Genomic DNA, 26,445 nt, shown 5'->3' on the forward strand with positions numbered 1-26,445 from the left:
GGGCTCCTTATCTGTTGTGTAATACTACCATTATATCTTCATTTATCGCCCAAGCGTTGCGAATTTGTTAATGTTTCATAAAAAAATCTTTACATATTTCAGTTTTTGCGAAAGAATGTTCGGCTTTAACCATAATAAGCAAAAAAACACCCCGGAAACAGCTCAAGGCTGCATCCGAAATGCTTTCGTTTTGTCCATTAACCGATCTGTTAATTGTCTCAGTTCTTCAGCTGAGGATGAAATCTCCTGCATGATTGCAGTCTCTTCATGTGCCGCATCCATAATCCGTCTCGCCTCATCTGAGAATGATCCGGCTTTTCCTTGGATCTTTTTCACATGACCATGCGTCTGTTCCACGCGACTGGTCTGTTCCCCAATTTTGGATCCGATTTCATAAGCACCCTTCATAAACACTTCTACCGTACCTGTAAGCTCCTGCAACGTCTGATCAACAGAGATCGTACGCTCCGACTCGTTCACTACGAGGCCATGCTGTTCATGGATCAGTTGGGCTGTATCCTTGATACGCTGCTGAACACGACTGATCAGCTCATTAATCCGATGCACCGATTGTTTACTCTCATCTGCCAGCTTACGAATCTGCTGAGCCACGACAGCAAAGCCTGCACCCTCTTCTCCCGCACGCGCAGCCTCAATGGAAGCATTCAGGGCAAGCAGCCCTGTTTCCTCTGCAATGTTTTTGACAGACTGAGTGATGGCTTCAATATCCGAGGCTTCCTTCTCGAGCAGCACCATGATGTCCCGGGAACGGTTGTGGGATTCCGTCAGCTCGTCCATTCCTTTCATCAAAGAAGAGAAGGTCTGCTTCGTATGATCTACCGAACGTTCCATCTGACCGGACATCTCTGTCATACCGATCGACTGACTGTGCATACGCTGAAAATCGTTCAACATCTCATCGGCTGTAATCAGCGACTGATGTGAAGTCGTCTTCTGCTCTTCCACACCCACAGCAATATGATCCACCGCATCAGACATCATTTCGATCTGCTCTGCTGCCTGGGCAATTGCTTCACTAAGTGACTGGGCATTCTGCGAGGTTGTGCGTGTACTATCTGTAATATCGTTTACAATACTTCTCAGATTGAAAACCATTACGCGAAAAGCATCATATAATACAGTAATTTCATCCTGTGTACGTCGCGCTGGAATCTCGGCCGTCAAATCCCCCGACGAAACTTGTTGTGCAGCACGGGACAAATGCACAATTGGACGAGTCAACCAACGGGAGGCAAACCAGCCCAGAATCGCGTTCCAGCATACACCCATAATGAGTACGATAGAGATATATAACCAGCTTGGCATGGAGAACGAGAGCCAGTCCTGAAGAAAAAATATAAAAAAGCCGCTAGTTCCGTACGTAATTAGAGAAATCAGTACCAAACCTGCGACGGTTTTTGCGCCTAAAGTCCATTTCATATTCACACCTCATAGTCCTTTTTTCCTATTTTACCAGTAGATAACCAAATAACATGTGATTTAGATCACTGAAAACGACAAATCCACCACGCATCTTATTCTTCATGCATGACTTCTCCTCTAAGTTGAGCATAATTGAAAAGACGAGTTTTGACTGACTAAACCTTTAATCTGCCAAGGTGATATCCTTAATTTAAATTATTTATCGGTAAAAAGGGTGAAATGATTTAGCTTGGCATCCATTTTGCTTAAATGATATACTGAGTGCGCTTCGGCATTGCCGGAGCTGACCTATTTTTGGATGCCACTGGAGGCGAACGAAATGTCTACAATGTCCACAAGGACGGAGAAAGATTTTATTGGAGAAAAAGAAATTCCTGCTTATGCTTATTATGGAATACAGACGGTTCGGGCTGTGGAGAACTTCCCGATTACCGGCGTTCCGGTACACCGGGAGCTAATTACAGCTCTGGCTGCGGTGAAAAAGGCTGCGGCAATCACGAATATGGAGCTGAAGATGCTGCCACGCAAAATTGGCGATGTCATCGTCATGGCTGCTGAAGAAATGATGAAAGGCCATCATCTGGATCATTTTATTGTTGACTCCATTCAGGGCGGTGCAGGCACCTCCATGAATATGAATATGAACGAAATTCTGGCCAATCGCGGACTGGAACTGTTATTGCAGAACAAGGGTGACTATTTCCACTGTAACCCGAATAACCATGTAAACATGTCCCAATCCACCAATGACGTAATCCCAACTGCACTGCGCATTGCTGCGTATCGGTTGTCTGAAACGTTGCTGGATACGATGAAGCGTCTGCAGGATGCGTTCCGCAAAAAAGAACAGGAATTTGACGATGTAGTCAAAGTAGGTCGGACACATCTTCAGGATGCTGTGCCTATTCGCCTTGGACAAGAGTTCGGAGCCTATGCACGTGTTATCGGACGTGATATCGAGCGTCTTGAGTTCGCAAATCGTCGCCTGCTCACCATTAACTTGGGTGCGACGGCTGTAGGTACAGGTCTCAACGCGAAACCGGAATACATCATCAAGGTCACGGAGCATCTGTCCGATGTGACCGGATTGAATTTGCAGACGGCCGAGGATCTTGTGGATGCGACACAGAATACGGATGCCTATCTGGAACTGTCGGCTGCACTGAAAGTATGTGCTGTCAGTCTATCCAAAATCTGTAACGATATTCGCATGATGGCTTCCGGCCCACGCGCAGGATTCAATGAGCTGCGTCTTCCACCGCGTCAGCCAGGTTCGTCCATTATGCCAGGTAAAGTGAACCCGGTTATGGCGGAAGTGATCAATCAGGTGTCCTTCCAGGTGATGGGCAATGACCATACGATCTGTATGGCCTGTGAAGCGGGTCAATTCGAATTGAACGTCATGGGTCCCGTTATTGCGTTCAACTTGCTGCAATCGCTGAAAATCATGAATAATGGTATCGACGTCTTTACTCGTTATGCTGTTGAAGAAATGGAAGCAAACCGTGAGCGTTGTGCATTGATCATGAAGCAGAGCTTTAGTGTAATTACAGCGCTCAATCCACATCTGGGCTATGACGTGGCAGCCTCCATTGTGAAGGAAGCGTTGAAGACTGGAAACACCTTGCAGGAGATCATTCTTGAGCGGGGTCTGCTGACACCGGAAGAATTGGAAGAAATTTTGCATCCGGAGCAGATGACTACTCCTGGTATTGCAGGTGAGCACTTCCTGCACAATATGGAACGGTAGTAAGCTGTTTTTGAGCTCTACTAATGAATATATACAATGAAACTCCGATGACCGAAAACAACCTTTCAATCGCTGTTAAATCGGAACAAGTAACCCCCGCAGACCGTTACCACGGCTCGCGGGGGTTACTTGTTTCTCGGTTATGTTTTGTTGTTACTGAACCATAGAATTATTTTCCCCAGCGTTTACGCTCAAGTGAAGGTAGAATTTGAAGCTCTTCCCTGTATTTCGCCACCGTTCTGCGGGAGATAACGATGCCTTCATTCGCGAGTAATGTCGTGAGTTGGCTATCCGAGTAGGGGCGTTCCGCCCGTTCAGAACGAATCAGCTCTCTCAATCTGAGCTTCACCGCCGGTGCAGAGGCCATTTCTCCATTCGTTGTTTCAATTCCTGTTGCAAAAAAAGCCTTGAGTTCAAACACACCGTGCGGTGTCTGAACATATTTGCCATTGACCGCACGGCTCACCGTCGACTCATGCATGCCGACAGCCTCGGCAATCACCGCCAGATTGAGCGGCTTCAAACCGGCAGGTCCTTCACGCAGAAAAGATATCTGTTCACTCATGATCGCCGCCATGACCCGCATCAGAGTTCGGCGACGCATGCGCACGCTGCGAATGATCGCTCTCGCCTCTGCTGCCCGGCCTGACCAGACCTCGTCTGCATCGATCTCTCTGATCCAGCGGCAGCAAGCTTCGTTCAGCGATACCCGCGGCACCCCCGCTGAGTTTAAACGTAGAGACACCTCATCATTCCTTATCTGAACAACGGCATCCGGAATAATATAATGTGCATGTTCCGTACACCCGATGGATCGGCAAGGTTTCGGGTCCAGACAAGCAATATAATCATAGGCTGCCTGAGCCTGCTGCGACGAAATCCCCAATCTTGTTCCCACTCTTCCTGGATGGAAACGAACCAATTCCTCCAGACCGTGCTCCACCATTTGCTCCGCATGCTGGTTAGCGAATGGGTCACGCCCGATCTGAAGCAACAAGCATTCACGCAAATTTCGTGCGCCCACACCTGCGGGGTCCAGCGACTGGAGAATGTGCAGAGCTGCCTCAGCCTCAGGCATCGATACTCCCCTCGCCGATACAACATCCGTCAATTCCATCGTCTGATAGCCATCCTCGTTGACGCAACCAGCCAAATAAATAGCTGTTGACTCCATTGCTGGCGGAAGATTCTGCAACCGCAGCTGAGATATCAACAGATGTTCAAGTGTAGGTTCGGCCCCTTTCATCTGTAACAGCGGATCATAAGAGGAGAATCTCTCCCGATTCAGACGTCGGGGAAGACGGGTGCGCAGGGCAGAGGCCTCTTCTAGCTCAAGCACCGGATTTTCATCCGCCGCCTCCTGCAAATAACGAGCCAATTCCTGACCCGACAAGGTCAGCAGATGAATGGATTGCTTCATCTCCGGCGTAATGGATAATCGAATACGCCCCTCTTGCACCAACTGAAATCCTAACATCCGTCTCCCCCCTAAGCGCTGCTCAAGCTACTACAGTATACTGACGAACAAAGACTATTTTCAGGAAATGATAGCATATACACCAAGCGATTGTCAGCGGGCCCAAACCCAATTTTTCAACTTAATATTTCTCCGATACCAACTTCGCCTGGGTGAAAAGCAGCAAGTAGTCTCTTCCTCCTGCCTTCGAATCCGTTCCCGACATATTAAATCCGCCAAATGGATGTGTACCCACCAGTGCACCTGTGCATTTACGGTTAAAGTATAGATTCCCCGCAAAAAATTCCCTTCTGGCTTGTTCCAGATGTTCGCGATTGCGAGAGATCACCGCACCGGTCAGTCCATAGTCGGTATTATTGGCAATATCCAGCGCATCCTCGAAGGATTCTGCCTTGATAAAGGCCAACACCGGTCCAAAAATCTCTTCCTGTGAAATCCGTGCTTGCGGGTCGACATCGGCAATAATGGTCGGTTCAATGAAATAACCTGCCTCGTTCCCTGTACTACCACCGAGTACAAGGCGTCCTTCCCCCTTGCCTATTTCAATATATTCTGTGATCTTGGCATACGCCTTGTCATCGATAACCGGACCTACCTGGTTTCCGACTTCAAGCGGACTGCCCATGCTCAGCAGCTTGGTCCGTTCAATCACTTTTTGCAAGACCTCGTCATATACATCTTTATGAATAATCGCGCGGGAACACGCGGAGCACTTCTGTCCCGAGAAACCAAATGCTGAAGCTGTGATGGATTCCGCAGCCAATTCCAGATCACTGTCGTTATCTACAACAATTGAATCCTTGCCGCCCATTTCGGCAATCACTCGTTTAATCCATTTCTGTCCCGGCGCGGTGCGTGCTGCACGCTCATTGATCCGCAGACCGACGTCTCTGGAGCCTGTGAAGCTGATAAAGCGGGTGAGCGCATGGTCCACCAGATAATCGCCAACCTCACTGCCCGGTCCTGGCAAATAGTTCACTACGCCATCCGGCACACCCACTTCTGCAAGCAGCTCCATAAATTTAGCGGCAATAACCGGTGTTGTACTGGCTGGCTTCAATACAACGGTGTTGCCGGATACCAATGCAGCAGAAGTCATGCCTGCCATAATCGCGAGTGGGAAGTTCCATGGTGGAATGACAACACCCACACCAAGCGGAATATAACTCAATTCATTATCTTCGCCTGCAATTCGTGTGAGCGGCTGTGGTTCACTCAGACGCTGCATCTCACGGGCATAAAACTCCATAAAATCAATAGCTTCGGCTGTGTCTGCATCCGCTTCTGGCCATGTTTTGCCTGCTTCGTATACCATCCATGCCGAAAATTCATGCTTACGACGACGCATGAGCGCCGCCGCTTTGTACAAATAACGGGCACGTTCATTCGGGTCCGTATGCTTCCAGGTGCGGAATGTTTCCGCAGCCGTCTGGATGGCCTGCTCGGCAAGCTCTTGATCGGCCTGATAGATCTTTCCGACGATCTGATTTTTGTACGCAGGATTCACGGAGGATAACGTGCGGGCGCTCGTTATTTTTTGCCCACCGATAATAATAGAGTATTCCTGGCCAAGTTCAGCCTCCACCTTGCGAAGTGCGTTTTCAAAAGCTTCCCGGTTGGCCGGGACTGCAAAGGATGTGAATGGTTCGTTAACAAAAGGGATATTCATAATGATTTCCTCCTTCAGATGTGGGGGTTCGCTGGCTGTTTGCCTGAGTTGCCATGCATTTTTACTCATCACCCAATATATGTAGCAAGATCCGTGCCAACTCCGGTTGATGAAGGAATATTTTTATAAATAAATGTTTTTCTTCAAAATAACCGCCCGTTATCTTCTATGCAGAACAATCTTGGCATGATTATTGCTTGATCACTTTGTTATAAAGAAACATGATCCATAAGGAGGAACCCCGATGAGTATCGGAACGGAAATGTACCGTAAAACGCTGCTGACCGTCGCAGGTAATAAAGCTGTGGAGAATCTCTCCATCAAATACGGCAAAAAGCTGGCTGGCAAGTTTATCGCAGGCAACACACTGGAAGAGGCTCTCGAAGAGATTCGCGTACTCAACAACAAAGGCATTATGGCTACACTGGATCATCTCGGCGAGGGCATTACCCATTTAAGAGAAGCTGGGCTGTATCGGGATGAGTATATACGTCTGGTGGAAGGCATTGCCCGTCAGAATGCGGACTCCAATGTCTCGCTAAAACCAACCCAAATGGGACTCGCGCTGGACCCTGAGGAAGGTTATCGAAATATACGTGCGGTTGCCACCCAAGCGAAGCTGCATGATCTGTTTGTGCGGATCGATATGGAGGACAGTCCGTTTACCCAAGCGACTTTGGATATTGTGCGCCGTTTACATTCGGAAGGACTGGATAATACAGGTACGGTACTGCAAGCCTACTTGCATCGTACCGTGGAAGATACACGTGATATGATTCGGGAAGGAATCCGGCTGCGTCTGGTCAAAGGTGCTTACAAGGAACCTGCATCCGTTGCTTTTCAGAACACTTCAGAAGTGATTGATCAATTCAAAACGATGATTCGCAGCCATCTCGATCAAGGCGTATACACAGCGGTTGCTTCACATGATGACCATATCATTGCCTGGACCAAGCAATACGCGAAGGATCGGGGAATTTCCCCGGATGCGTTTGAATTTCAAATGTTGTACGGCTTGCGTATGGGCGAACAGGAACGCCTGGCCAGAGAAGGTTACCGCATTCGTTGTTACGTGCCCTATGGAACGATGTGGTACCCGTACTACACCCGCCGTCTGGCCGAGAAACCCGCAAATCTCTGGATGGTGGTCAAAAACATGTTCAGATAATTGTTGCCTGGATTAACACTTGTAAGGTACAGCAAGAAGAATAAAAAACCATGCTGCCTTTTTTGAGGCAACATGGTTTTTTGGTTACCAAACAGCTACACAGCAGGCCAGAGAGATGGACCTATCTCATTACCATTCACCAATGTCTAAAAAATGAGCATCCCTAAATTGAAATGTCTACTTTTCTGGACACGTTCATTAAGGATTTATTCCTATACCCAATGGCCCCGTGCTTACTGTAATGGTGGCTGTAACGGTATTGCTATTTCCATCAATTACAGAGACTGTGCTCCCCGTATCTATCGCGACGTAAACTCCATTGGTTAAAGGGTTCACGCCTACACCGGATGGTGCAGTTCCCACCAGAATGGTAGTAACGACAGTATTGCCACTTCCGTCAATGACAGAAACCGTATTACTGCTGTTGTTTGACACGTAGACAAGGTTGGTGTTTGTATTCAGCCCTACTCCAAACGGCCCTGTTCCCACCGGAATCGTAGCTATAACAGTATTGGAAAATCCACTAATAACCGAGACCTCGTTATCACCGTTATTTGCCACATATATCCGGTTATTTATTGGATTTACTGCTACTCCCAACGGCTCTGCACCTACATTAATCGTATCTACGACGGTATTGGTACTTCCATTAATGACAGAAACGGTTCCGTCCCCCACATTAGTCACATAAATGAGGTTGGTGATCGGATTCACCCCTACACCAAATGGTTCCGTTCCCACTGGAATGGTAGCCGTGACTGTATTCGTATTTCCGTTAATGACGGAAACCGTGTTGTCGCTGAAATTATTTACATAGATGAGGTTGGTATTCAGATTCACACCAATGCCCTCTGGCTGAACACCCACTGGAATGGTTGCAACGACGATGTTCGTATTACCGTCAATGACAGAAACCGTATCGTCACTAAAATTAGTCACATAAATCAGGCTGGTGTTTGAGTTCACTGCTATAAACTGAGGCTCATTGCCAACAGGGATCGTGGTTATGATAGCATTAGTATCTCCGTTAATAACACTGACATTATTACCTCCAGAACTAGCTACGTAAATTAAATTCACCGAAGTTGGTATACCAGTTGCACCTGTAACACCGGTGGCTCCTGTGGCTCCCGTTACTCCAGTAACTCCTGTGGCTCCAGTAACTCCAGTACCGCCCGTGAATCCTGTTGCTCCAGTAACTCCAGTAGCTCCCGTAACTCCTGTTGCTCCGGTAACTCCAGTACCGCCCGTGACTCCTGTTGCTCCGGTAACTCCAGTACCGCCCGTGACTCCTGTTGCTCCAGTAACTCCAGTACCGCCCGTGGCTCCTGTTTCTCCAGTAACCCCAGTAGCTCCCGTTACTCCGGTAACTCCTGTGGCTCCCGTTACACCTGTTGCTCCGGTAACTCCAGTACCTCCCGTGGCTCCTGTGGCTCCCGTTACACCTGTTGCTCCAGTAACTCCAGTACCGCCCGTGAATCCTGTTGCTCCAGTAACTCCAGTAGCTCCCGTAACTCCTGTTGCTCCGGTAACTCCTGTTGCTCCGGTAACTCCAGTACCGCCCGTTGCACCTGTTACTCCAGTAACTCCAGTAGCTCCGGTTGCTCCCATGGCTCCGGTAACACCTGTTATACCCAGTGATTCACCCAACAACTCCTGTGACACCAACCGATGAGCCGCCACCAACTCACCTTCGGCATCTTTGCCCCAGACTGAAATTTGCGCTTCCGGAGCAGCTGTGTCTGCGGTTGAAAATACATACTCGAACGCATCAAAATTGGCCGCATAGTCTTTGGTTACAACCTGATTAGGCAGCACATTAAACAGTTCTTCCACATATAACGTTCTAATTCCATCCAAGAAGTAACCCAAAAGAAGTACATTAAACACATCAGTCGAATTTCGGTTATCAATTTTAATGGTGACAAGTTGAGTGGGACGTGTACCCGTTACACCTGAAATATTATTTTCAATGGGTCCAGTTGATAAAATGGCCATTTAATCAACCTCCTTTTTATTATGACTTAATTTCCTTATGTTACCTACTAAATATCATCCCGAGCCTAACTGTTCGGCAGATACTAATCGGTGCGCGTCTACCAGCTCACCCGAAGATGTCTTTCCCCACACGGAAACCTCGGTCTCATTCACAGCTGGACCACTGATCGTGAATACGAACTCGTAAGCAACAAAGTTTGTACTATAATCCCTAGTGAGTACCTGGTTAGGAGAAACTTCGATCAACTCACTGACATACAACGTTCTTTCCCCGTTCAAGATATAACCGAAAATCTGAAGAGTTGAACTATTGACCACATCCGTGTTCACAATCCTCACCGTCACAAAACTCGAAGGATTCACACCAAGAACTGGACTATTGTCAATGGGTCCGGTTGATAGAACAGTCATACAATCCCCTCCTTCAGGCAGCCTATTCCCCATTCTGCATCAGAGCTCACAGCTTTAGTTAGCTGCTCAATTGTTGGATGAGAATGGAAGCATTCGCATTGATCTGTGATCCGCCTGCTAGTGTTTGCAGATCAACAGCCGATGCACTGGAATGATTTCGTAAAGTTATCACATCACCAGGAACAGCGGTAATAATAATCATTCCTGGATTCGGTTGAGTACCAGCTCCTGAACCATAGACACTGCCACCGACAGGGGCTCCGTTTTGATAAAGGGTAAATTGGTTTGCCTGAACACCTGCAATGATAAAGAACACCGCATAGTCCCCAGCATTACCAATATTAATTTCAGCCGTGCCAGGTGTATGAGTAATGTTGGTAAGGTTTTCGTTGCTATCGAAGGTTATATCCGTCTCGGTAGCTACAGACTGAGCTGAGGTGTTAAAGATATAGCCATACGATGCCAAACCTTGGCCTGTAGAACCTGTGGCTCCCGTCACTCCAGTGCTGCCTGTGACTCCCGTCACTCCAGTGCTGCCTGTTGCTCCCGTCACTCCAGTGCTGCCTGTTGCTCCCATCACTCCAGTGCTGCCTGTTGCTCCCGTCACTCCAGTGCTGCCTGTTGCTCCCGTCACTCCAGTGCTGCCTGTTGCTCCCGTCACTCCAGTGCTGCCTGTTGCTCCCGTCACTCCAGTGCTGCCTGTTGCTCCCATCACTCCAGTGCTGCCTGTTGCTCCCGTCACTCCAGTGCTGCCTGTTGCTCCCGTCACTCCAGTGCTGCCTGTTGCTCCCGTCACTCCAGTGCTGCCTGTTGCTCCCGTCACTCCAGTGCTGCCTGTTGCTCCCGTCACTCCAGTGCTGCCTGTTGCTCCCGTCACCCCAGTGCTGCCTGTTGCTCCCGTCACCCCAGTGCTGCCTATTGCTCCCGTCACTCCAGTGCTGCCTGTTGCTCCCGTCACTCCAGTGCTGCCTGTTGCTCCCGTCACTCCAGTGCTGCCTGTTGCTCCCGTCACCCCAGTGCTGCCTGTTGGTCCGGTTGAGCCTGCTCCTACACCTGTGGCTCCTGTCGCACCTGTGGCTCCTGTCGCTCCGGTTACACCTGTTATGCTCAGGGCTTCACCCAGCAACTCTTGGGATACCAATCGGTGAGCCGTGACTAACTCGCCTTCGGCGCCTTTGCCCCATACGGAAATTTGCGCTTCCGGGGCAGCGAGGTCTGCTGTGGAAAATATAAACTCGAACGCATCAAAATTTGCGCTATAGTCTTTGGTTATGACCTGATTGGGCAACACATTAAACATTTCTTCCACATATAACGTTCTGACTCCATCGAGATAGTAACCCATAAGATGAACGCTATATGCATCTATTGAATCCCGATTATCGATTTTGACGGTGACGAATTGAGTGGGGCGGGTACCGGTTACACCTGAAATATTATTTTCAATGGGGCCGGTTGATAGAATGGCCATTTCATCAGCCTCCTTTTTTATTCTTCTTCATACGGATTGAGCCTTCGTATAGCATTATTCAGAAGTTTCTTAATGGTGTGGACAATTCATGCTCTATATGAATAATCACTTAACCAGCCCGGTATCGGGATAAGAGGTAACAGTGTAATTTACCATTTCAAATGTTAGTTTTAATAACTCATACCTTACCCGAAATCCTGATTCGTCCATTTTAATCAACAATTATTCCCAAACCATAAAATTGTAAGCGCATAACAAAAATCAACAATCAATACTTCTCCCTTCTATGCCGATAGCATGTATGCTTCATGTCAAAAAATATATACACACTTCATTTGGAAAGCTATAATATGGGTAACCATCATTCTCCCAATCATTTTATATGCAGAACACTTATAAGCAGCTCGTGTAACTGGTGTAGTTTCCGAACGTTATGCTCTAACTGAGGTGATACCGATGAAACATTTACTTCCAGATTTGATGTCCTTATTACGTACAGATATGAGTATCCTGGATTCAAGCCTCTCCATGCCCAGCATCCCTTCAACCACTGGACTGGCCGACGCCATCCCCCTGTTCAATACAAGTCCTTATCTGTTAATTCAGGATGATGGACCTTCGTTGGGCTATATTGCTGTATCCGATGTTCTGCAAGAAATGATGCATGCCCATCGGCTTATGGAGGCTTATTTCGAGACAACACTGGAGACAGCAGGCTCAGCTCTGACGTTGATTAATGAAGAAGCAAAGGTAACCTACTGGACATCGGGTGCGGAGCATGTTTTTTCCATTAACAAAAAAGATATCATCGGCAAACCGGCAGCGGATTTCTTTCCCCCGGATCGCCTTCAATCGCTCAAAACGTTATATACAGGGGAAACTGTGTATCGAAAGCAGCACCAACCAAGACCCGATCTGTTCGCCCTGATTAATGCACGTCCGGTGCATCTCGATGGACGTATTGTAGGCGCGGTTGCCGCCGAAGTGGATATAACAACCGAAATCCGTCTGCATCAAGAGTTATTACATATGACTTCCAAAGTCCAGCATCTGGAGAAAGCCGTTGCCCGTCTGCGGCCGGATTCCGATCCGTTTGCCAGAATCAAGGGCAGCAGCCCGGTAATCAACCAGTGTCTGGAGACTATTCGCAAGATCAGTACCACCTCAGCTACCGTGCTTATTCTTGGAGAGAGCGGAACGGGCAAGGAGTTATTCGCCAAAGCCATTCACGACCTGCGTGAACCGCAGACAGCGCCGTTTATTGCCATTAACTGCGGAGCTATTCCTGGTTCATTATTTGAGAGTGAATTATTTGGCTACGAGAAGGGTGCATTTTCAGGGGCTGATCCCAAAGGAAAAAAAGGGAAAATTGAACTAGCCGAAGGCGGTACGCTCTTTTTGGATGAAATAGGTGAGATGCCACTGGAGCTTCAGGTGAAGCTATTGCGTGTATTGCAGGAGAAAAGTTACTTCCCTGTCGGTGGAACACGCATGAAACAGGCCAGCTGCCGGATTATCGCCGCAACCAATCAGAATCTGCTGGGCATGATCGCCCGCAACCAATTCCGGGAGGATCTCTACTATCGACTGAATGTCATTAACCTCGTCATCCCTCCTCTGCGTAAGCGCAAGGAAGATATTTACGAGTTGACACAGACATTCCTGCAAGAGTTTTCCTTGCTCTATAATCGTCATATTGAATTGGTTCCTCCTGAGGTGTTCAAGCTGTTATTCCAATATGACTGGCCGGGTAACGTACGGGAATTAAGAAATGTGATTGAACGGATCACCATTCTCACCACGGATGGCGAGGTTAAGCCCGAATATCTCCCTGACACCTTCATTTCATCCATGGATCAGGCACAATCCATTTTGCACGAGACGGAGCAGCTTCATCCACAGCCTGGCCTGGAATCGGGCTCATCTCCTCTCCCAAGTGGCACGGGCCCATCTGTTCCAATACATGAAGGAGAAAACGAGAAGTCCACGGATACTTCGACCCTATCCTATCAGGAGCAGTTAGACACCTATGAGTCGGAACTGCTGCTGCAATATTTGAAAGCCGCCGGAGGCAACAAAAGAACACTCGCCCGGCAGCTCGGCATCTCCAGAGCAACGCTCTATAACCGCATGAAGAGGCTCGGTCTATGACCAGCCTCTTCTTATCGATATTCTGGTACGGACGGAACCCCATAGCCATTCTCATCCAGATAGAAGAACTGGCCGATTGGTTAGTGGAAACGAAGCGTTAATACTTCCATTTTGACTAACTTATCAGCTTCATGAACCTTGTATCTCATAGTCATCTGATTAAGATTGACACCATCAAAAAAAACACGCAGATCTGGCTCAATTGGCCAGTTACTGTGTGTTTTTTTAGGTTATTTCAATGATTAAATTTCCAGTCAGCCCGCATTATGCTTTCTGTCACTATAGCACTCTTGCCAATCGGACCAAAGCGGCTCGCAGATGCCGATAGAATGTGGCCCGGCTCATTGAGCATGCCTGCGCTGCGGCAGTTGGATTGCCAGCATGTGTCCAATAGGCCGCATATAACAGCAGCTGATCCTGCTGGGAGATACCATGGACCCGACCCTCCAGCAAATCCAGGATATGCGTCTGTAGGTGGATTCCACCCGACATGCCATTCACTCGCGCAGCATACTCATGCAATTCTCCGGGAGAGTGCAGATAAGTCAGCATTTTACGCACGTCCTGTTCGGACCAGGGAACCTGATTCACTCCAGATGCCCCCTGCTGTACCCCACTGCCCTTTGTATCCGGAACCAAGAGGGACATCACCCAATCCCCGAATTGTCCACTGCGCAAATCCAGATCCAGTACATCTGCCTGATCTTCATAAAGGTCACATAAACGAGTACGCGCTCTTTTACTCCGAAAACCAATGCTCTGCAAAAACAGCTTCAGATAAGGATTGGTTGCGACCAGTATAACCCTGGCCCCTTCTCCCAGTAGTGACAGCCGATCCAGCGACATATAACCCACAAGTTCTTCACGTTTGTAACCTGGCACATCAGCCCTTGCTGCAGCAAGTACCGCAAAGTGAGTATCCGTCTGGTCCGGATCGCAATCCAGCTCTTCCGGTGTGAAGCATTCCTGCATTTCGGCTGGAAAATAGTTGCACAACAGCCCGCTACTCTCCCGGTGCACGAGTACCGTAATGAACATCGCGATCGGAACGCCCTCCTTGTCACGCATTAATACAATTCCCTCAGGATAACGCTGTGCCAATTCGTCTAAAAAAGCTGGATAAGACGGCGCCTGCCACGGCTCCACGCTATATTCACACCACTGTTGAAGCAATTGGTGCAATGCCGGCAAGTCTTCCGCTCGCATCACTTCCAGCGGAGAAAACAGTGAATCAGCCGACACATCAGCGTACTTCCGATGCTGGAGCATGGATTCCTGACACAAAAGGAGCATTTTCCTCGTAATCTGGCGTCTCTCATGCGGACCCGCTTGTTCATGGAGCGGCTTTAACAGACCTGCTATTCGCACACGCATGGCTTGCAGACGCTGTGGTTCGCGTTGGCGAAAATCCCGAAGCAGATGTAATCTGGCCATATCATGCAGCGCCAGACCATTGGGCCCGGAACGAATGAACGACATACGCCTCAGAACGTTATATTCCTCAAGCGTCACCTCTGTTTGCAGCACGGAGGCCAACAATTCCTGATTCGCTGTTTCCAGCAGCGTTAATACCTCAACCATCGGGTGCAGGCGGGGTAGCGTCAATTCAAGCAGCAGCCTGGCGCTAATCATTTGTGACAATTCGGTCCAATCGGAAAAGGGAACATGCCTGCGCTGATCCGCAGCCTCCACAGCAAGCGCCAGCCCGAGCGGATGTCCATCTGTCATACGCGCAATCGTCCCGGCCAAGTTCTTATTCAATGATCCTGCCACCGCAATATATTCGGACACTTCTTCACCCGTAAAATGTAGGAGAGGCATCTGTACGAGGCGCTGCCGCAACCTTGGATGTGTCCGCCACGCTGAACCGAGCTCCGGCCTTGAGGCCAAAATGATAAGTACACCATATAAAGGCAGCTTGGATACGAAGACTTCCATAAACCAACTTTCGAGAAGAGCCAGCTCTTCATAATTATCCACAGCAAGGACCAGCCGCCTCTGTACTGAAGGCTTATTCAGCAGGCTCAATGGCCGCGGGTTACCATCACCCCCCATGGTCTCAAGTCCCAATGTAGAGGAGAGATACTCCAAAAAAACTGACGGTGTCGAGCCGCAGGATCTGCCATCCATCCATATTGCGGTCGCTCCCTGGTTTCGAGCAACGGACAACATCTCGGACAGCAAGGAAGATTTACCGATGCCTCCCATGCCCGTAACTGAAAAAATGGTTAAAGGTGCTTCCGGATTGCCGAGCCATCGGTCCAACATCATCAGTTCCTTGGCTCGACCCACAAAACGTTTTCCATGACCATAGTGGCTATCGTATTGAACCTCACTACTGTTCTCCATCTGTGTCCTCCGTACTAGATACTGGTACTTTCCATATATCTTATTTCCTCACAAGTTGAGACTATATTGAGACGCACAGTTACATGTGAAGTGATAAAATCTAGATAAAAGCCAAATTATAGTAAAATATATAAAACAGCTATATGTAAACGTTTAACACAGGGTACATACAGCTTTCATTCCGCTGTTTAACATAATCGCCATTCCGCTAATCGAGCACACCAATCAAGTGGGCATTGGATGTGATGCAGAACGCTGAAGTCCATTAGCATCACCTATTTTCGAACTTCATGCTTCCCTTTCAGAACCTATACAGCCCGATATTCAAGGAAAGGCGGATTTGTGTGAAAAAAAACCTCGATATCTGTAATCTGAGCGGACAACTAGGAATCAACCGTGAACGACTTGATGAATGGTTGCGTCAAAGCGTTGTTTCATCCAAAAAGATGGAGACGGAAACTCTTCCGGAGCGCAGCTCTTCGCCATATCGCTTGGCCGCTCCCACCTCGTTATCCCTTGCACCTTCCTCCGGACAACCCAAACTGTTTCGCGGCCGCCGTTCGGATTCTGGCACAACCGTATTACCAAGAGAATTACGACAAGCCCGTCGCATCAGTAAAAATAGCTAGACTGTGCATATCTTCCATTGATGCACAGTCCGGACTGTCTTCCAGCCTGATCCATCAAGACGAAAAATCCTGTTCCTCCTCGATCATGGCATGAGCAAGCAGCGCCATCTCCAGGCAGATTCTTCTTTCCTGATCCATAAAATCAGGTCCCATTAATTCTTCTAACTTCTCCAATCTATTGTACAGAGTTTGCCGATGTATGAACAATTGAGCAGCCGCATCCCGCTTGGAACCGAAGTTTTGCAGAAAGGCATCCAAGGTCTCCACCAGCCTTAGATGATGTGTCCGATCATAGTCAATCAGGACGCCCAGATGGTCATTTACAAAAGGCTGTAGAAACGATTGGGGCAATGCTTTTAGCATTTGATATATACCCATACGTTCGTAAAAATGAATATGTTCCAGCTGATCTACGGATCGTGAAACTTCGATAACCTGATACGCTTCCCGCAGACTGTCCGGTAACCCTGTTAATCGGTTACGCACCTTGCCAAATCCGGCATGGATCGTGACCTGCTTCAGGTTGCGACTCGCAAATCTCTTTACATCACCAAGAATGCCTTCAAGTGATTTTACCAGTTGATTTCGTGTGGATGTCTTGCTCTCTTCCTTGGCACAGCATACGTATACCTGATTATTTTTCAGCATGATGAGGCTGGCCAGATTGTTCTTTTTGAGTAAAGAACGCAGCAGCACCAGAATATCCTGATGGTTGGTTTCCATTCGCTCACGGCCGATGCCTTTCAGACGGTGCTCCATCTCAATAACTCCGCCGGCAAACCAGTACTGTCCCTTCACCAACAGACGGAGACCCATTCGGGTCTGAGCCTGCTCCTCATGAAGAATGTTGCCGTTCATCAGATCCTGGATCAGCTCATTCTGGTTGCGTACCATCTTCTCCTCCAGAAACTGGGATCGCAGAGTCAGCGCTGCCGCTGCCTTCGCCGTATAATCGAGCAACAGTTTAAGAAACTCGACGGGTGCTGAAGGATGTACAACCATGCCTACCGCAGAAAAAACCTGACCAAAACATACGACCGGGTGACACAGTAACACCTGTTCATCATCCAGATGGAACCATAGCTCAGTGTCTGAATCATTAAGATCCAGATGCTCAACCTCCTGTTCGTACCATGTGTAGATTGCTTGCTGTATGTCCGAAGGCAGTTCCGGCACAAAACTGCCCGGTTCCATGGACGAGATGTACACAACCGGCTTGGCCGCGTATTCATGCAAAAGGTTAAGTACAGCCGACATGTCTGTACTCTGTAATGTTCGCTGCTGAAGCTGACGGGAATAGGTTTCCAGGCTCTTCAGCAGCTGGTGTTGATGGTTGATGAGCAAAGCGTGGATATCCTGCGTGATCTCAACAAAACGGACCGGTTGCTCAAACACGATAAGCGGGAATTGATGCCTGTCAGCCAGTTCAATCAACTCTTCGGGAATGCCATGAATGCTTGTGCCAAACTCCACGCAGAGCCCTGCCGCTTCGCTCCGGATTAACTGGAGCAGATATTCTTCACGCCCTTCTTCCGATTGAAGCCATAGTCCAGTGGATAAAATAAGATCATGGGGACTTACAAAGGGAGAGACATTGGTAATCTCCAGCACATGAACCCATCCAACTTGACGTGATGTTCCTTCTTTCCCCGCAGCAAGCCGGGCTTTGGCAAAGACGGGGCGAGCCAGAATATCCTTTATCGTAAACACGCGGTCATTTCTCAATATCGATCCCTCATAGTGTCATTTTTTCTTACATTATAAGCGATGGACAAATGTCCTGAATAGTCTTTTCTCGACATTATGTTGATTCATTTTTGCAAAACATAGACATAAGGTAAGGTGCAAAACGATGCTCCAGGTCATAAACTTGTAGTATAAGCTAACAACCATTAAATGGACGAGGTGCATGGCGATGAGAATCGGAATCCCGAAAGAAATCAAAAACAATGAAAATCGTGTAGCAATGACCCCAGCCGGAGCTGCTGATTTTGTCAGAGCCGGACATCAGGTCATGATCGAACGTGGCGCAGGATTGGGTAGTGGATTCACAGACAACGAATATCAATCGGCCGGAGCGGAGCTTCGGGATACAGCTTCAACTGTGTGGGCGGAGGCAGATATGATCATCAAGGTCAAAGAACCCCTTGCCAGCGAATACGCCTATTTTCGTCCTGGCTTGATTCTCTTCACCTACCTGCACCTCGCAGCGGAACCTGCACTGGCAAAGGCACTGATTGAAAGCCGGGTGACCGCCATTGCGTACGAGACACTCGAAGTTAACGGTACGCTGCCTCTGCTCACCCCGATGAGTGAAGTTGCCGGACGGATGTCGGCTCAGATTGGAGCGCAGCTGCTGGAGAAAACGGAGGGCGGCAAAGGCATTCTGTTATCCGGCGTACCTGGCGTAAGCCGTGGCAAGGTCGTCGTTATTGGTGGCGGCACGGTGGGCACGAACGCCGCCAAAATCGCGATCGGTCTGGGTGCGGATGTGACCATCCTCGATTTGAATCTGAATCGTCTGCGCCAGCTGGATGATATTTTTGGCAACCAGATTCATACGCTGGTATCGAGTCCATCCAATATTGCGTCGGCTGTTGCGGCTGCCGACCTGCTGATCTGTGCGGTGCTGATTCCAGGCGCCAAAGCGCCAACCCTTGTCAGCGAGCAAATGGTTACCACCATGGCACCCGGTTCGGTCATTGTGGATGTGGCGATTGATCAGGGCGGAATTGTGGAGACCATTGATCATATCACGACCCACGATGAACCGACCTATGTGAAGCATGGTGTGGTGCATTACGCGGTAGCGAACATGCCAGGCGCGGTGCCGCGCACGTCTACGGTGGCGCTGACTAACGCCACCATGCCTTATGCGCTGCAGCTGGCGAACCATGGTGCAGCCGCCGCGATTCGCGGCAGTTCGTCCATTCGCAGCGCGGTGAACGTGCTGAATGGACATATCACGTATGAGGCGGTTGCCCGGGATCTCGGGCATGACTATGTTCCCGCAGGACAGGCGCTGGAGAATACCGCCGCGGTCCAGTAATCTTGATATGACCGTTCCACCCGGCGCCTTGCCGCTGGCATGTGGAACGGAATAGAAGCGCCAGTCCGGGCAGATCCTGTCCAGGCTGGCGCTTCTTGTTTTATTTTCACATGAAATAGGAATGAGATCTGAAGATGCTTCGGGTGGCGCTCTATACTACACGTTCGCTGCATACCTCACGGAAATTACAGTCCCGGCAAGCGCGGCGCGAAGGCATGGGCGTGAAATACGAAACGTCCTTGGGACGGTTGTAATACTCATCATCCACACAGGAGCGCATCTCCGCAATATACCGCCCCACGTTCTCCTCCACCTTCAGAATATCCTCTTCCGTTGCCGTAAACTCTCGGTGTGTCCCGGTTAACAGGTACTCCACCCGCAGCTCAATCTGCTCCAGCGGAACCCGGTAATGCTCCCTCACATAGGATGCGTACAGCATCAACTGATCCGAGAAGTCATCCTCCTTACCCGTCTTCCAGTCCACAATGACGATGTTGCCGTTGCTGCGGCGATATAACAAGTCCATCTTCACATATACACGCGTATCGTGCAGCATCATCGTATCCCATTTCTCAATCTCCAAAATATCCGTACTCGCACGGGACAGGTCCTCCCATGTAAGCGTCTGGTACAGATTGCCGACACAGGCCGAGGCCCGTTCTTTGATCGTGGCAATCCGGTCATTCAACGTGTCATCCCCGTAATACATCTCGGACAACATCACCCGGTTCTTGGGGTCGAGCCGCCACTGATCCTGATCCATCGATTCCACATACGCCTGATTCAGCAGCTTGCGCATGGTCTGTTCCAGAAAGTGCTCACGCGGTTTATCCTTGCCTTCTTCCCTGCTGCGTACCGCTGATTCACACATCCGATGCGCGAGGTCACCAAATACGAGGTATAGATTACTGAGCTGCTTCAACCGATACAGACGTACCTGCATCTCATCGGCTGACTCTGCCTTCCAGCCGTTATGTGCTCCATAATAATGATAATAATATTTGCGCAGGCACTCATCGAACATACTCGCCCGCGACTGCGAATAAGACCACTGCGGGTATTGTGCCATAAGATATTCTGCCTTTCTGTATGCCGGATCTGCATGAGATCCCTTAATGCTCACAGTATATAGGAAAGGGCAAAAACGCCGCAAGCACCCTTCCGTAATTTTCTTCTATCCGCAACCGTTTCCGATTCGATGCGTAACGTTTATATAGTAACATCACCAAAAGATGAAATTACAGAGTTGAACGTATACTATACTAAAAGAGTACAGGATTTTGCAGTTAGACAGATGAATTGTACAGGCATATCCTAAAAGGAGGCACCACCCATGAATCGACCGGATTGGTTCCAGGCGGAAGAAGCATTACAACAAATCCAAGTCATCGGAAGCGACCGGAATGAGCTCGTGAACATCATTGGCCATGTAGAAGGATTAAATTGTATCGGCACAGGAACGGATGCGGCGGTATTTACGTATGACGGATTGCCGCAGTATGCCTTCAAGATGTACTCAGATCATGCCCTGGACAAACTTGAAAATGAAAAACAGGTATATGAGCAGCTCCAAGGCCTGCCCTATTTCCCCACCTATTACGGCAGCGGCCGGAATATTCTTGTGATCAGTTTTGAAGCGGGAGATACCTTGCTCGAATGTCTGGAAAAAGGAATCCCGGTCCCCGAGCAGGTCATGCTCGATGTGGACGAAGCGCGCGAGGCAGTACGCAGCCGCGGCCTGAATCCACGAGATATTCATCTGAAAAATGTCATTCTTCAGAATGGACGCGGTAAAGTCATCGACGTCTCGGAGTATATTCAGGACGGCAACGATAATCGCTGGGAGCATCTCGTCTGGGCCTATCACAACATTTATCCACGGATCAAAGGCACACCCATTTCCCCACGCATGCTGCAAACGATCAAATGGGGTTACAATCAACTGGATCAGGCCAATATCAAATTGGACGACCTCTCCAAAAAGGCTAATCGATTATTCTCAAAATTCATGAAATAAACATCTTCATAAACAGAATACGTTTCTGATATCTGATATTGATAAAATAATCCGGATTACTCGCGCATCTCTGGCGGTGATCCGGATTTTTGTTTGTTTGTACCATGTTGACGCAAGGCCTTCCTATTTTAATCGCCCCTGCGAGGGTGTCATCCCTTTGTATTGTTTATACAGCTTCGTAAAATAGTTAGCATTATCACAGCCAACCTGGGCAGCGATCTCGGTAATGGTCAGGCTGCTCTCCTGCAGCAGCTGTTCGGCTTTCGTCATTCGGCACCCGTTCACATATTCCACAAAGGTGCGTCCAGTCAGTTTTTTGAACATTTTGCAAAAATGATACGTGTTCAGCCCTACCTGCCCGGCTGCCTCGGTAACGGACATTTTCCCTGTTGGCTCCGCTTCAATCTGCTCAATCAAAAGCTTGAATCGTTCCCGATTGGGAAAATACGATTCCGTTGTTTTATCTGGGAGATGGTGTGGCATAAATGTGCGGGCAAGCAGAGTGAACAAGGCATGCAACTTGGATTTCACAACCAATTGATAGGCCAGCGGCTGTGAGGCCATCTCCTCGATAGCTTCATCCAACAGGGAGTAATAGCCTTGGCAAGCTATGTCGTGCTCCGCCGGTTTTACCGGGAACCTTACCTTCCCTTCCAGATAGGGAGCAACATATTTCAAGTGAACGGGGTCATGGGTAAAATCATGAAATAATGCACTGTTGAGCACAACCGAATCATAGTGGATATCCCCTTCCTCCAGAGCATACCCGACATGCAGCGCCCCACCAGGAATAATAATGACCTCACCTGCTTGAGCTACGTACGGCCTGCTGTCGATATGAAACAGGGCACTACCCTTCCGCATAAAAATCAGTTCAAAGTGTTCATGCCAGTGCAAGTACAGAATGCATTCTTCCGTTTTCATCCCCCAACAACGATTCTGGAACAGCTGAAATGGATGCGATTTATGGTCAATGCGGGTATTTTCGTGAAGCGCTTTCAGATCCAGCACGCTGTCTCCTCCTTTCCCCACAAGATCAGACTAATATTGCACAAGATTGTATAGAGCCATCCGGCAGATGCCCGGCTATAATGAGTGTGTCACGAAGTACTATAAGCCAATATTGGAGTGAAATACAACCATGAATAATCCGTTACGCATAGGCACCCTTGTAGGTGGACACGACGCAGTCCGCGTCATTCCACAGATTATGAAACATGGCTTCGAATCATTCAATCTGACCTTCTGGCAAACAACTGGTGATCTGAACCTCGCCGAGACAGCCAAACGTGTCCGTGAAATCGTGGATGAACAGGGAATTGTCATCTCTGCAGTAAGTGTGTTTGGCAATCCGCTCACCGGAGCCGGGGATAATGCCGATACACTAGCCAGTTGGGAACGGGTAATTGACCATGCCCAGCTCTTCGGAGCGGATATCGTCTCCGGGTTCACCGGACGACTGACCGATCAACCGATTGACCAATCCATCCCGCGATTCAAAGAAGTGTTTGGAGAACTGGCACGCCGGGCTGCAGACCGGGGTGTACGCATTGCATTTGAAAACTGTGATATGGGTGGTACATGGCAGATGGGGGATTGGAACATTGCTCATAATCCAACCGCCTGGGAGATGATGTTCGATGCAGTTCCCGATGAAAACATCGGATTGGAATGGGAGCCATGCCATCAAATGTCCAGCCTGATCGACCCGATTCCGCAGCTGCGCAAGTGGGCGCCTAAAGTGTTCCATGTGCACGGCAAAGATGCCACCATTGCCTGGGACATCGTCAAAGAATATGGCGTGCACGGCCCACGTGAATTCGTCTGGCACCGTACGCCAGGCTTCGGGGATACCAACTGGTCTGACATCATTACGATTCTGCGCCAAAACGGGTATCAGGGGACGATTGATATTGAAGGCTGGCACGATCCTGTCTACAAAGATGAACTCGAAATGACCGGACAGGTGCACGCACTAAACTATTTAAAACAATGTCGCGGTGGAAATTTTGTTCCCAATCCGGTATAGAAACGGGATTAACATGGAGTGGCATGATGTCCATTGCACGAGCATAGAAAATGAAAAGCATAAGGAGATGATAGGATGAGTCATCCTTATCGGGTAGTTGTGGCAGGCTGTGGGGCCATGTCCAACACCTGGGTGGATTACGCCATGCAAAGGCCGGACACGGAAATTGTGGGGCTTGTCGATCTGTATGAACATACCGCCGTTGCACTCGCTGCACGTCATGGCCTTTCCTGTCCCACGTTTACGGATATCAGTGAGGCCATTCAAGCAACAGATGCCAACATCGTATTTGATGTCACCATTCCAGCGAGCCATCACGGCATTGCCATGACGGCGTTACAACAAGGATGTCATGTATTTGGCGAAAAACCTCTGGCGGAATCCTTCTCTGACTGTGAAGATATTGTTCAGACGGCACACCGTACGGGCAATATTCAGGCTGTGATGCAAAATCGTCGTTTCGATCCACGCATTCGCGCTTATCGGCAGTTGATTTTCGACGGAACGATTGGTCAGGTCGGTTTTGCTGGGGCAGATTTCTTCCTCGGACCTCATTTTGGAGGATTCCGTGACCTGATGGATAGTCCACTGCTGCTGGATATGGCGATTCACACCTTCGACCAGGCACGATATATTCTCGGTGCCAACCCGGTTTCAGTGTACTGTCACGAATTCAATCCTCCAGGGTCGTGGTATCAAGGCAATGCGATGGCATTGTGCATCTTTGAAATGTCCGATGGCTCCGTGTTTAACTATCGCGGGTCCTGGTGCACAGAAGGTGTGCCTACTTCATGGGAAGCATCCTGGCGCGTAACCGGAGAAAAAGGAACCGCCATCTGGGACGGACATGATGACATTTATGCTGAAGTTGTCTCGGCGCAGCATCTGGATGCGGAAGGCAAACCGTCCTTTTTCCAACCGTGTGAGCGAATTGAGGGACAACAGCCCGTCATGGAGAAAACAGGACATCACGGCTGCCTCGAAGACATGTTTGCAGCGCTGGAGTCCGGACAACTGCCTGAGACCGATTGCAGTGACAACCAGTTCAGCATGGCCATGGTCCTTGCGTCCCTCGAAAGTGCCCGCACAGGTCAAAAGGTGTTCATCGCCGATCTGCTGAAGACTGTATAGCGAAGCCGTGAGTAACATAGCCTTCCTCATAAACCAAGCCCAAACTGCGAATCTTTTGCAGTTTGGGCTTTATTGTTTCTTACCTACTTCCTTTTCCTATACAAGGTACAAAAAAAGTTTCTGATAAAACGCGAAGTAGTGGAGGGAACGAAATCGATTCTGAAGAAACGAAGTGCTCGCCTTTATCCCCGGATTTCGACTTTACAAAAGGCGATCAGGAAATCCGGGGATAACAGCGATCGAAAGAACGATTCGTAACCGAAACGGCCGCTTTACGAGGAGTAAGCAAGCTTTTTTTACATGTATCTTTTATAGAATTCCTTTTTTCATTGCTTTGTACACAAGCTGCGAGAACAGGCTGTTGGACCAAGCAAACCAGGGCCTTGTGAACGTGTTTGGATCATCCGAATGAAAACCTTCATGCATGTACCCAGTGCCTGCATCCGTGTTCTCCAGCAGATCGATCATCTCCAGCATTTCCTTATCATTGTCTGCGGTCAGACCCTGCATGGACAACGCCATGTGCCAGATGTATCCGGGAGGAGTATGAGGGCTGCCGATGCCTTTGGCTGCTTGTCCTTCATAATAAAACGGATTTTCCTTGCTCAAAATAAAGCGGCGTGTATTCTGGTACACGATGTTCTCGGTGGAAGCATACTCCAAGTATGGAATAGACATAAGTCCCGGGGTACCTGCATCATCCATTAAGCAAAAGTTGCCGTAACCGTCCGTCTCATAGGCATAGATCTGCCCATATTCGGGGTGACGGTAAATACCGTATAAGGAAATACCATGTCGTATTTCTTCTTCCAATTGGGCCATCACGCTGACAAGCTTCTCATCCCTGAATACCCACCTTGCAATTTCCCCCATTTGGCGCAATGTCACCGCTGCAAACATATTTGCCGGGATATTATAATGAAAATCACATGCATCATCACTAGGGCGGAAGCCGGACCAGATCATACCGGTATAGTTTAGCGGCATCCCCAATCCTTCGTTACGGAGCGTATCATGGGCCGGGCAATTCCGCCGCATGAATCGATATGGCGACTGCTCACCATGGCGCTGCTCCGTTTTCCACAGACTGACTATGCTTTCCATCACCCTCTTGAAACGCTCGTCAAATATATCCGTCAATTCCGTCTCACGCCAATACGCATAGGCGAGCCGCATAGAGAAACAGAGTGAATCCAGCTCAAACTTGCGTTCCCACACCCACGGCGACATTTCTGTCTCATCATTCGCATCCCAATGCCATCCATTAGCCGTTTCGTTGAACGCATTGGCATAGATATCAATGTCCGCATAGAACGTATGCCGTTTGATCAGCCCCCCAATAATCCGTTGCAACTGTTCGTCTTCCTTCGCGAGCGGAACGTAGTGCATCACCTGCTCCACCGAATCACGCAGCCACATTGCCGGGATATCCCCTGTAATAACAAAGGTTGTCCCATCATCCAATAGCTTTGTCGTCGTTTCCAGCGTGTTGGGAAAACAGTTACGGAACTGTGCCAGCAATCTTGGTCTATGTTGCAGCCGTTCCTCGGCCTCGGTAAGAATGTTCTGCACAGCTTGCGGTAATTCCAGATGCGGCATGGGGATTTTCGGTAATCTGAACTGTTCCATGGATGTCGTCTCCTTTGAATTGAAGTTTCCATATTTGTTTGCATCGTTTCATTCAATGAATTGTGTCGCATTGT

General features: G+C 48.9%; 19 protein-coding genes. 8 read left to right on the forward strand and 11 right to left on the reverse strand.

The window, feature by feature from the left end:
- Positions 1-162 precede the first annotated feature (162 nt).
- Positions 163-1,440 carry a methyl-accepting chemotaxis protein gene (locus HW560_RS32540; RefSeq protein WP_179265607.1) on the reverse strand — a complete coding sequence of 426 codons (1,278 nt, stop codon included), beginning with the start codon at positions 1,438-1,440 and terminating at the stop codon, positions 163-165.
- Between the two features lie 322 nt (positions 1,441-1,762).
- Here HW560_RS32540 and HW560_RS32545 point away from each other — a divergent pair, with 322 nt between their 5' ends.
- Positions 1,763-3,193 (forward strand): aspartate ammonia-lyase, encoded by a 1,431-nt coding sequence (locus HW560_RS32545; RefSeq protein WP_090894016.1) that lies wholly within the window; start codon positions 1,763-1,765, stop codon positions 3,191-3,193.
- A gap of 169 nt (positions 3,194-3,362) precedes the next feature.
- Here the strand turns inward: HW560_RS32545 and rpoN are convergent, their stop codons facing one another.
- Together rpoN and pruA are read right to left on the reverse strand one after the other, a co-directional pair.
- Entirely contained in the window at positions 3,363-4,670 is a 1,308-nt protein-coding gene (gene rpoN / locus HW560_RS32550; protein ID WP_179265608.1) for an RNA polymerase factor sigma-54, read from the reverse strand.
- 121 nt (positions 4,671-4,791) lie between these two features.
- Positions 4,792-6,339 carry an L-glutamate gamma-semialdehyde dehydrogenase gene (pruA, locus tag HW560_RS32555; RefSeq protein WP_179265609.1) on the reverse strand — a complete coding sequence of 516 codons (1,548 nt, stop codon included), beginning with the start codon at positions 6,337-6,339 and terminating at the stop codon, positions 4,792-4,794.
- Between the two features lie 244 nt (positions 6,340-6,583).
- On the opposite strand from pruA, the gene HW560_RS32560 reads away from it, so the two are divergent.
- Positions 6,584-7,507 (forward strand): proline dehydrogenase family protein, encoded by a 924-nt coding sequence (locus HW560_RS32560; protein ID WP_179265610.1) that lies wholly within the window; start codon positions 6,584-6,586, stop codon positions 7,505-7,507.
- Between the two features lie 198 nt (positions 7,508-7,705).
- On the opposite strand, the gene HW560_RS32565 is transcribed toward HW560_RS32560, so the two are convergent.
- Genes HW560_RS32565 through HW560_RS32575 form a run of 3 tightly spaced genes read right to left on the reverse strand, consistent with a single transcriptional unit; the run spans position 7,706 to position 11,387 of the window.
- Positions 7,706-9,505 carry a beta-propeller fold lactonase family protein gene (locus tag HW560_RS32565; protein WP_179265611.1) on the reverse strand — a complete coding sequence of 600 codons (1,800 nt, stop codon included), beginning with the start codon at positions 9,503-9,505 and terminating at the stop codon, positions 7,706-7,708.
- 54 nt (positions 9,506-9,559) lie between these two features.
- A complete protein-coding gene (locus HW560_RS32570) occupies positions 9,560-9,916 on the reverse strand; it encodes a hypothetical protein (protein WP_179265612.1) in 357 nt (118 codons plus the stop codon).
- Positions 9,917-9,974: 58 nt separating this feature from the next.
- Positions 9,975-11,387 (reverse strand): beta strand repeat-containing protein, encoded by a 1,413-nt coding sequence (locus HW560_RS32575; protein WP_179265613.1) that lies wholly within the window; start codon positions 11,385-11,387, stop codon positions 9,975-9,977.
- A gap of 456 nt (positions 11,388-11,843) precedes the next feature.
- Here HW560_RS32575 and HW560_RS32580 point away from each other — a divergent pair, with 456 nt between their 5' ends.
- On the forward strand, positions 11,844-13,538 hold the full coding sequence (locus HW560_RS32580; protein WP_179265614.1) for a sigma-54 interaction domain-containing protein: 1,695 nt from the start codon (positions 11,844-11,846) through the stop codon (positions 13,536-13,538).
- A gap of 279 nt (positions 13,539-13,817) precedes the next feature.
- On the opposite strand, the gene HW560_RS32585 is transcribed toward HW560_RS32580, so the two are convergent.
- Positions 13,818-15,887, reverse strand: a complete 2,070-nt coding sequence (locus HW560_RS32585; protein WP_179265615.1) for an ATP-binding protein — start codon at positions 15,885-15,887, stop codon at positions 13,818-13,820.
- A 344-nt stretch (positions 15,888-16,231) separates the two neighbouring features.
- Between HW560_RS32585 and HW560_RS32590 the strand changes: the two genes are divergently transcribed.
- Entirely contained in the window at positions 16,232-16,516 is a 285-nt protein-coding gene (locus tag HW560_RS32590; protein ID WP_179265616.1) for a hypothetical protein, read from the forward strand.
- A gap of 54 nt (positions 16,517-16,570) precedes the next feature.
- Here the strand turns inward: HW560_RS32590 and HW560_RS32595 are convergent, their stop codons facing one another.
- A complete protein-coding gene (locus HW560_RS32595; protein ID WP_090894004.1) occupies positions 16,571-18,241 on the reverse strand; it encodes a PucR family transcriptional regulator in 1,671 nt (556 codons plus the stop codon).
- 190 nt (positions 18,242-18,431) lie between these two features.
- Between HW560_RS32595 and ald the strand changes: the two genes are divergently transcribed.
- Positions 18,432-19,565 carry an alanine dehydrogenase gene (gene ald, locus HW560_RS32600; protein ID WP_090894001.1) on the forward strand — a complete coding sequence of 378 codons (1,134 nt, stop codon included), beginning with the start codon at positions 18,432-18,434 and terminating at the stop codon, positions 19,563-19,565.
- A 151-nt stretch (positions 19,566-19,716) separates the two neighbouring features.
- Here the strand turns inward: ald and HW560_RS32605 are convergent, their stop codons facing one another.
- On the reverse strand, positions 19,717-20,634 hold the full coding sequence (locus HW560_RS32605; RefSeq protein ID WP_090901870.1) for a PD-(D/E)XK nuclease family protein: 918 nt from the start codon (positions 20,632-20,634) through the stop codon (positions 19,717-19,719).
- A 264-nt stretch (positions 20,635-20,898) separates the two neighbouring features.
- On the opposite strand from HW560_RS32605, the gene HW560_RS32610 reads away from it, so the two are divergent.
- Positions 20,899-21,582, forward strand: a complete 684-nt coding sequence (locus HW560_RS32610) for a serine/threonine protein kinase (RefSeq protein WP_090893999.1) — start codon at positions 20,899-20,901, stop codon at positions 21,580-21,582.
- A 123-nt stretch (positions 21,583-21,705) separates the two neighbouring features.
- On the opposite strand, the gene HW560_RS32615 is transcribed toward HW560_RS32610, so the two are convergent.
- On the reverse strand, positions 21,706-22,593 hold the full coding sequence (locus HW560_RS32615; RefSeq protein WP_179265617.1) for a helix-turn-helix transcriptional regulator: 888 nt from the start codon (positions 22,591-22,593) through the stop codon (positions 21,706-21,708).
- Positions 22,594-22,723: 130 nt separating this feature from the next.
- On the opposite strand from HW560_RS32615, the gene HW560_RS32620 reads away from it, so the two are divergent.
- Together HW560_RS32620 and HW560_RS32625 are read left to right on the forward strand one after the other, a co-directional pair.
- On the forward strand, positions 22,724-23,611 hold the full coding sequence (locus HW560_RS32620) for a sugar phosphate isomerase/epimerase family protein (RefSeq protein WP_179265618.1): 888 nt from the start codon (positions 22,724-22,726) through the stop codon (positions 23,609-23,611).
- Positions 23,612-23,686: 75 nt separating this feature from the next.
- Positions 23,687-24,742, forward strand: coding sequence for a Gfo/Idh/MocA family protein (locus HW560_RS32625; protein WP_179265619.1), 1,056 nt, complete (start codon positions 23,687-23,689; stop codon positions 24,740-24,742).
- A 309-nt stretch (positions 24,743-25,051) separates the two neighbouring features.
- Here the strand turns inward: HW560_RS32625 and HW560_RS32630 are convergent, their stop codons facing one another.
- Positions 25,052-26,371: a glycoside hydrolase family 125 protein gene (locus HW560_RS32630; protein ID WP_179265620.1), complete on the reverse strand. Its 1,320-nt coding sequence runs from the start codon at positions 26,369-26,371 to the stop codon at positions 25,052-25,054.
- Between the last annotated feature and the right edge of the window lie 74 nt (positions 26,372-26,445).

Source organism: Paenibacillus sp. E222 (assembly GCF_013401555.1).
Taxonomy (GTDB): Bacteria; Bacillota; Bacilli; order Paenibacillales; family Paenibacillaceae; genus Paenibacillus.

Excerpts from the sequence above, each read along its gene's own strand:
- HW560_RS32540 (WP_179265607.1), bottom strand. The coding sequence starts at position 1,440 with ATGAAATGGACTTTAGGCGCAAAAACCGTCGCAGGTTTGGTACTGATT.
- HW560_RS32570 (WP_179265612.1), bottom strand. The coding sequence starts at position 9,916 with ATGACTGTTCTATCAACCGGACCCATTGACAATAGTCCAGTTCTTGGT.
- HW560_RS32565 (WP_179265611.1), bottom strand. The coding sequence starts at position 9,505 with ATGGCCATTTTATCAACTGGACCCATTGAAAATAATATTTCAGGTGTA.
- HW560_RS32625 (WP_179265619.1), top strand. The coding sequence starts at position 23,687 with ATGAGTCATCCTTATCGGGTAGTTGTGGCAGGCTGTGGGGCCATGTCC.
- HW560_RS32580 (WP_179265614.1), top strand. The coding sequence starts at position 11,844 with ATGAAACATTTACTTCCAGATTTGATGTCCTTATTACGTACAGATATG.
- HW560_RS32605 (WP_090901870.1), bottom strand. The coding sequence starts at position 20,634 with ATGGCACAATACCCGCAGTGGTCTTATTCGCAGTCGCGGGCGAGTATG.
- pruA (WP_179265609.1), bottom strand. The coding sequence starts at position 6,339 with ATGAATATCCCTTTTGTTAACGAACCATTCACATCCTTTGCAGTCCCG.
- HW560_RS32545 (WP_090894016.1), top strand. The coding sequence starts at position 1,763 with ATGTCTACAATGTCCACAAGGACGGAGAAAGATTTTATTGGAGAAAAA.
- rpoN (WP_179265608.1), bottom strand. The coding sequence starts at position 4,670 with ATGTTAGGATTTCAGTTGGTGCAAGAGGGGCGTATTCGATTATCCATT.
- ald (WP_090894001.1), top strand. The coding sequence starts at position 18,432 with ATGAGAATCGGAATCCCGAAAGAAATCAAAAACAATGAAAATCGTGTA.
- HW560_RS32630 (WP_179265620.1), bottom strand. The coding sequence starts at position 26,371 with ATGGAACAGTTCAGATTACCGAAAATCCCCATGCCGCATCTGGAATTA.
- HW560_RS32560 (WP_179265610.1), top strand. The coding sequence starts at position 6,584 with ATGAGTATCGGAACGGAAATGTACCGTAAAACGCTGCTGACCGTCGCA.
- HW560_RS32620 (WP_179265618.1), top strand. The coding sequence starts at position 22,724 with ATGAATAATCCGTTACGCATAGGCACCCTTGTAGGTGGACACGACGCA.
- HW560_RS32610 (WP_090893999.1), top strand. The coding sequence starts at position 20,899 with ATGAATCGACCGGATTGGTTCCAGGCGGAAGAAGCATTACAACAAATC.
- HW560_RS32585 (WP_179265615.1), bottom strand. The coding sequence starts at position 15,887 with ATGGAGAACAGTAGTGAGGTTCAATACGATAGCCACTATGGTCATGGA.
- HW560_RS32575 (WP_179265613.1), bottom strand. The coding sequence starts at position 11,387 with ATGGCCATTCTATCAACCGGCCCCATTGAAAATAATATTTCAGGTGTA.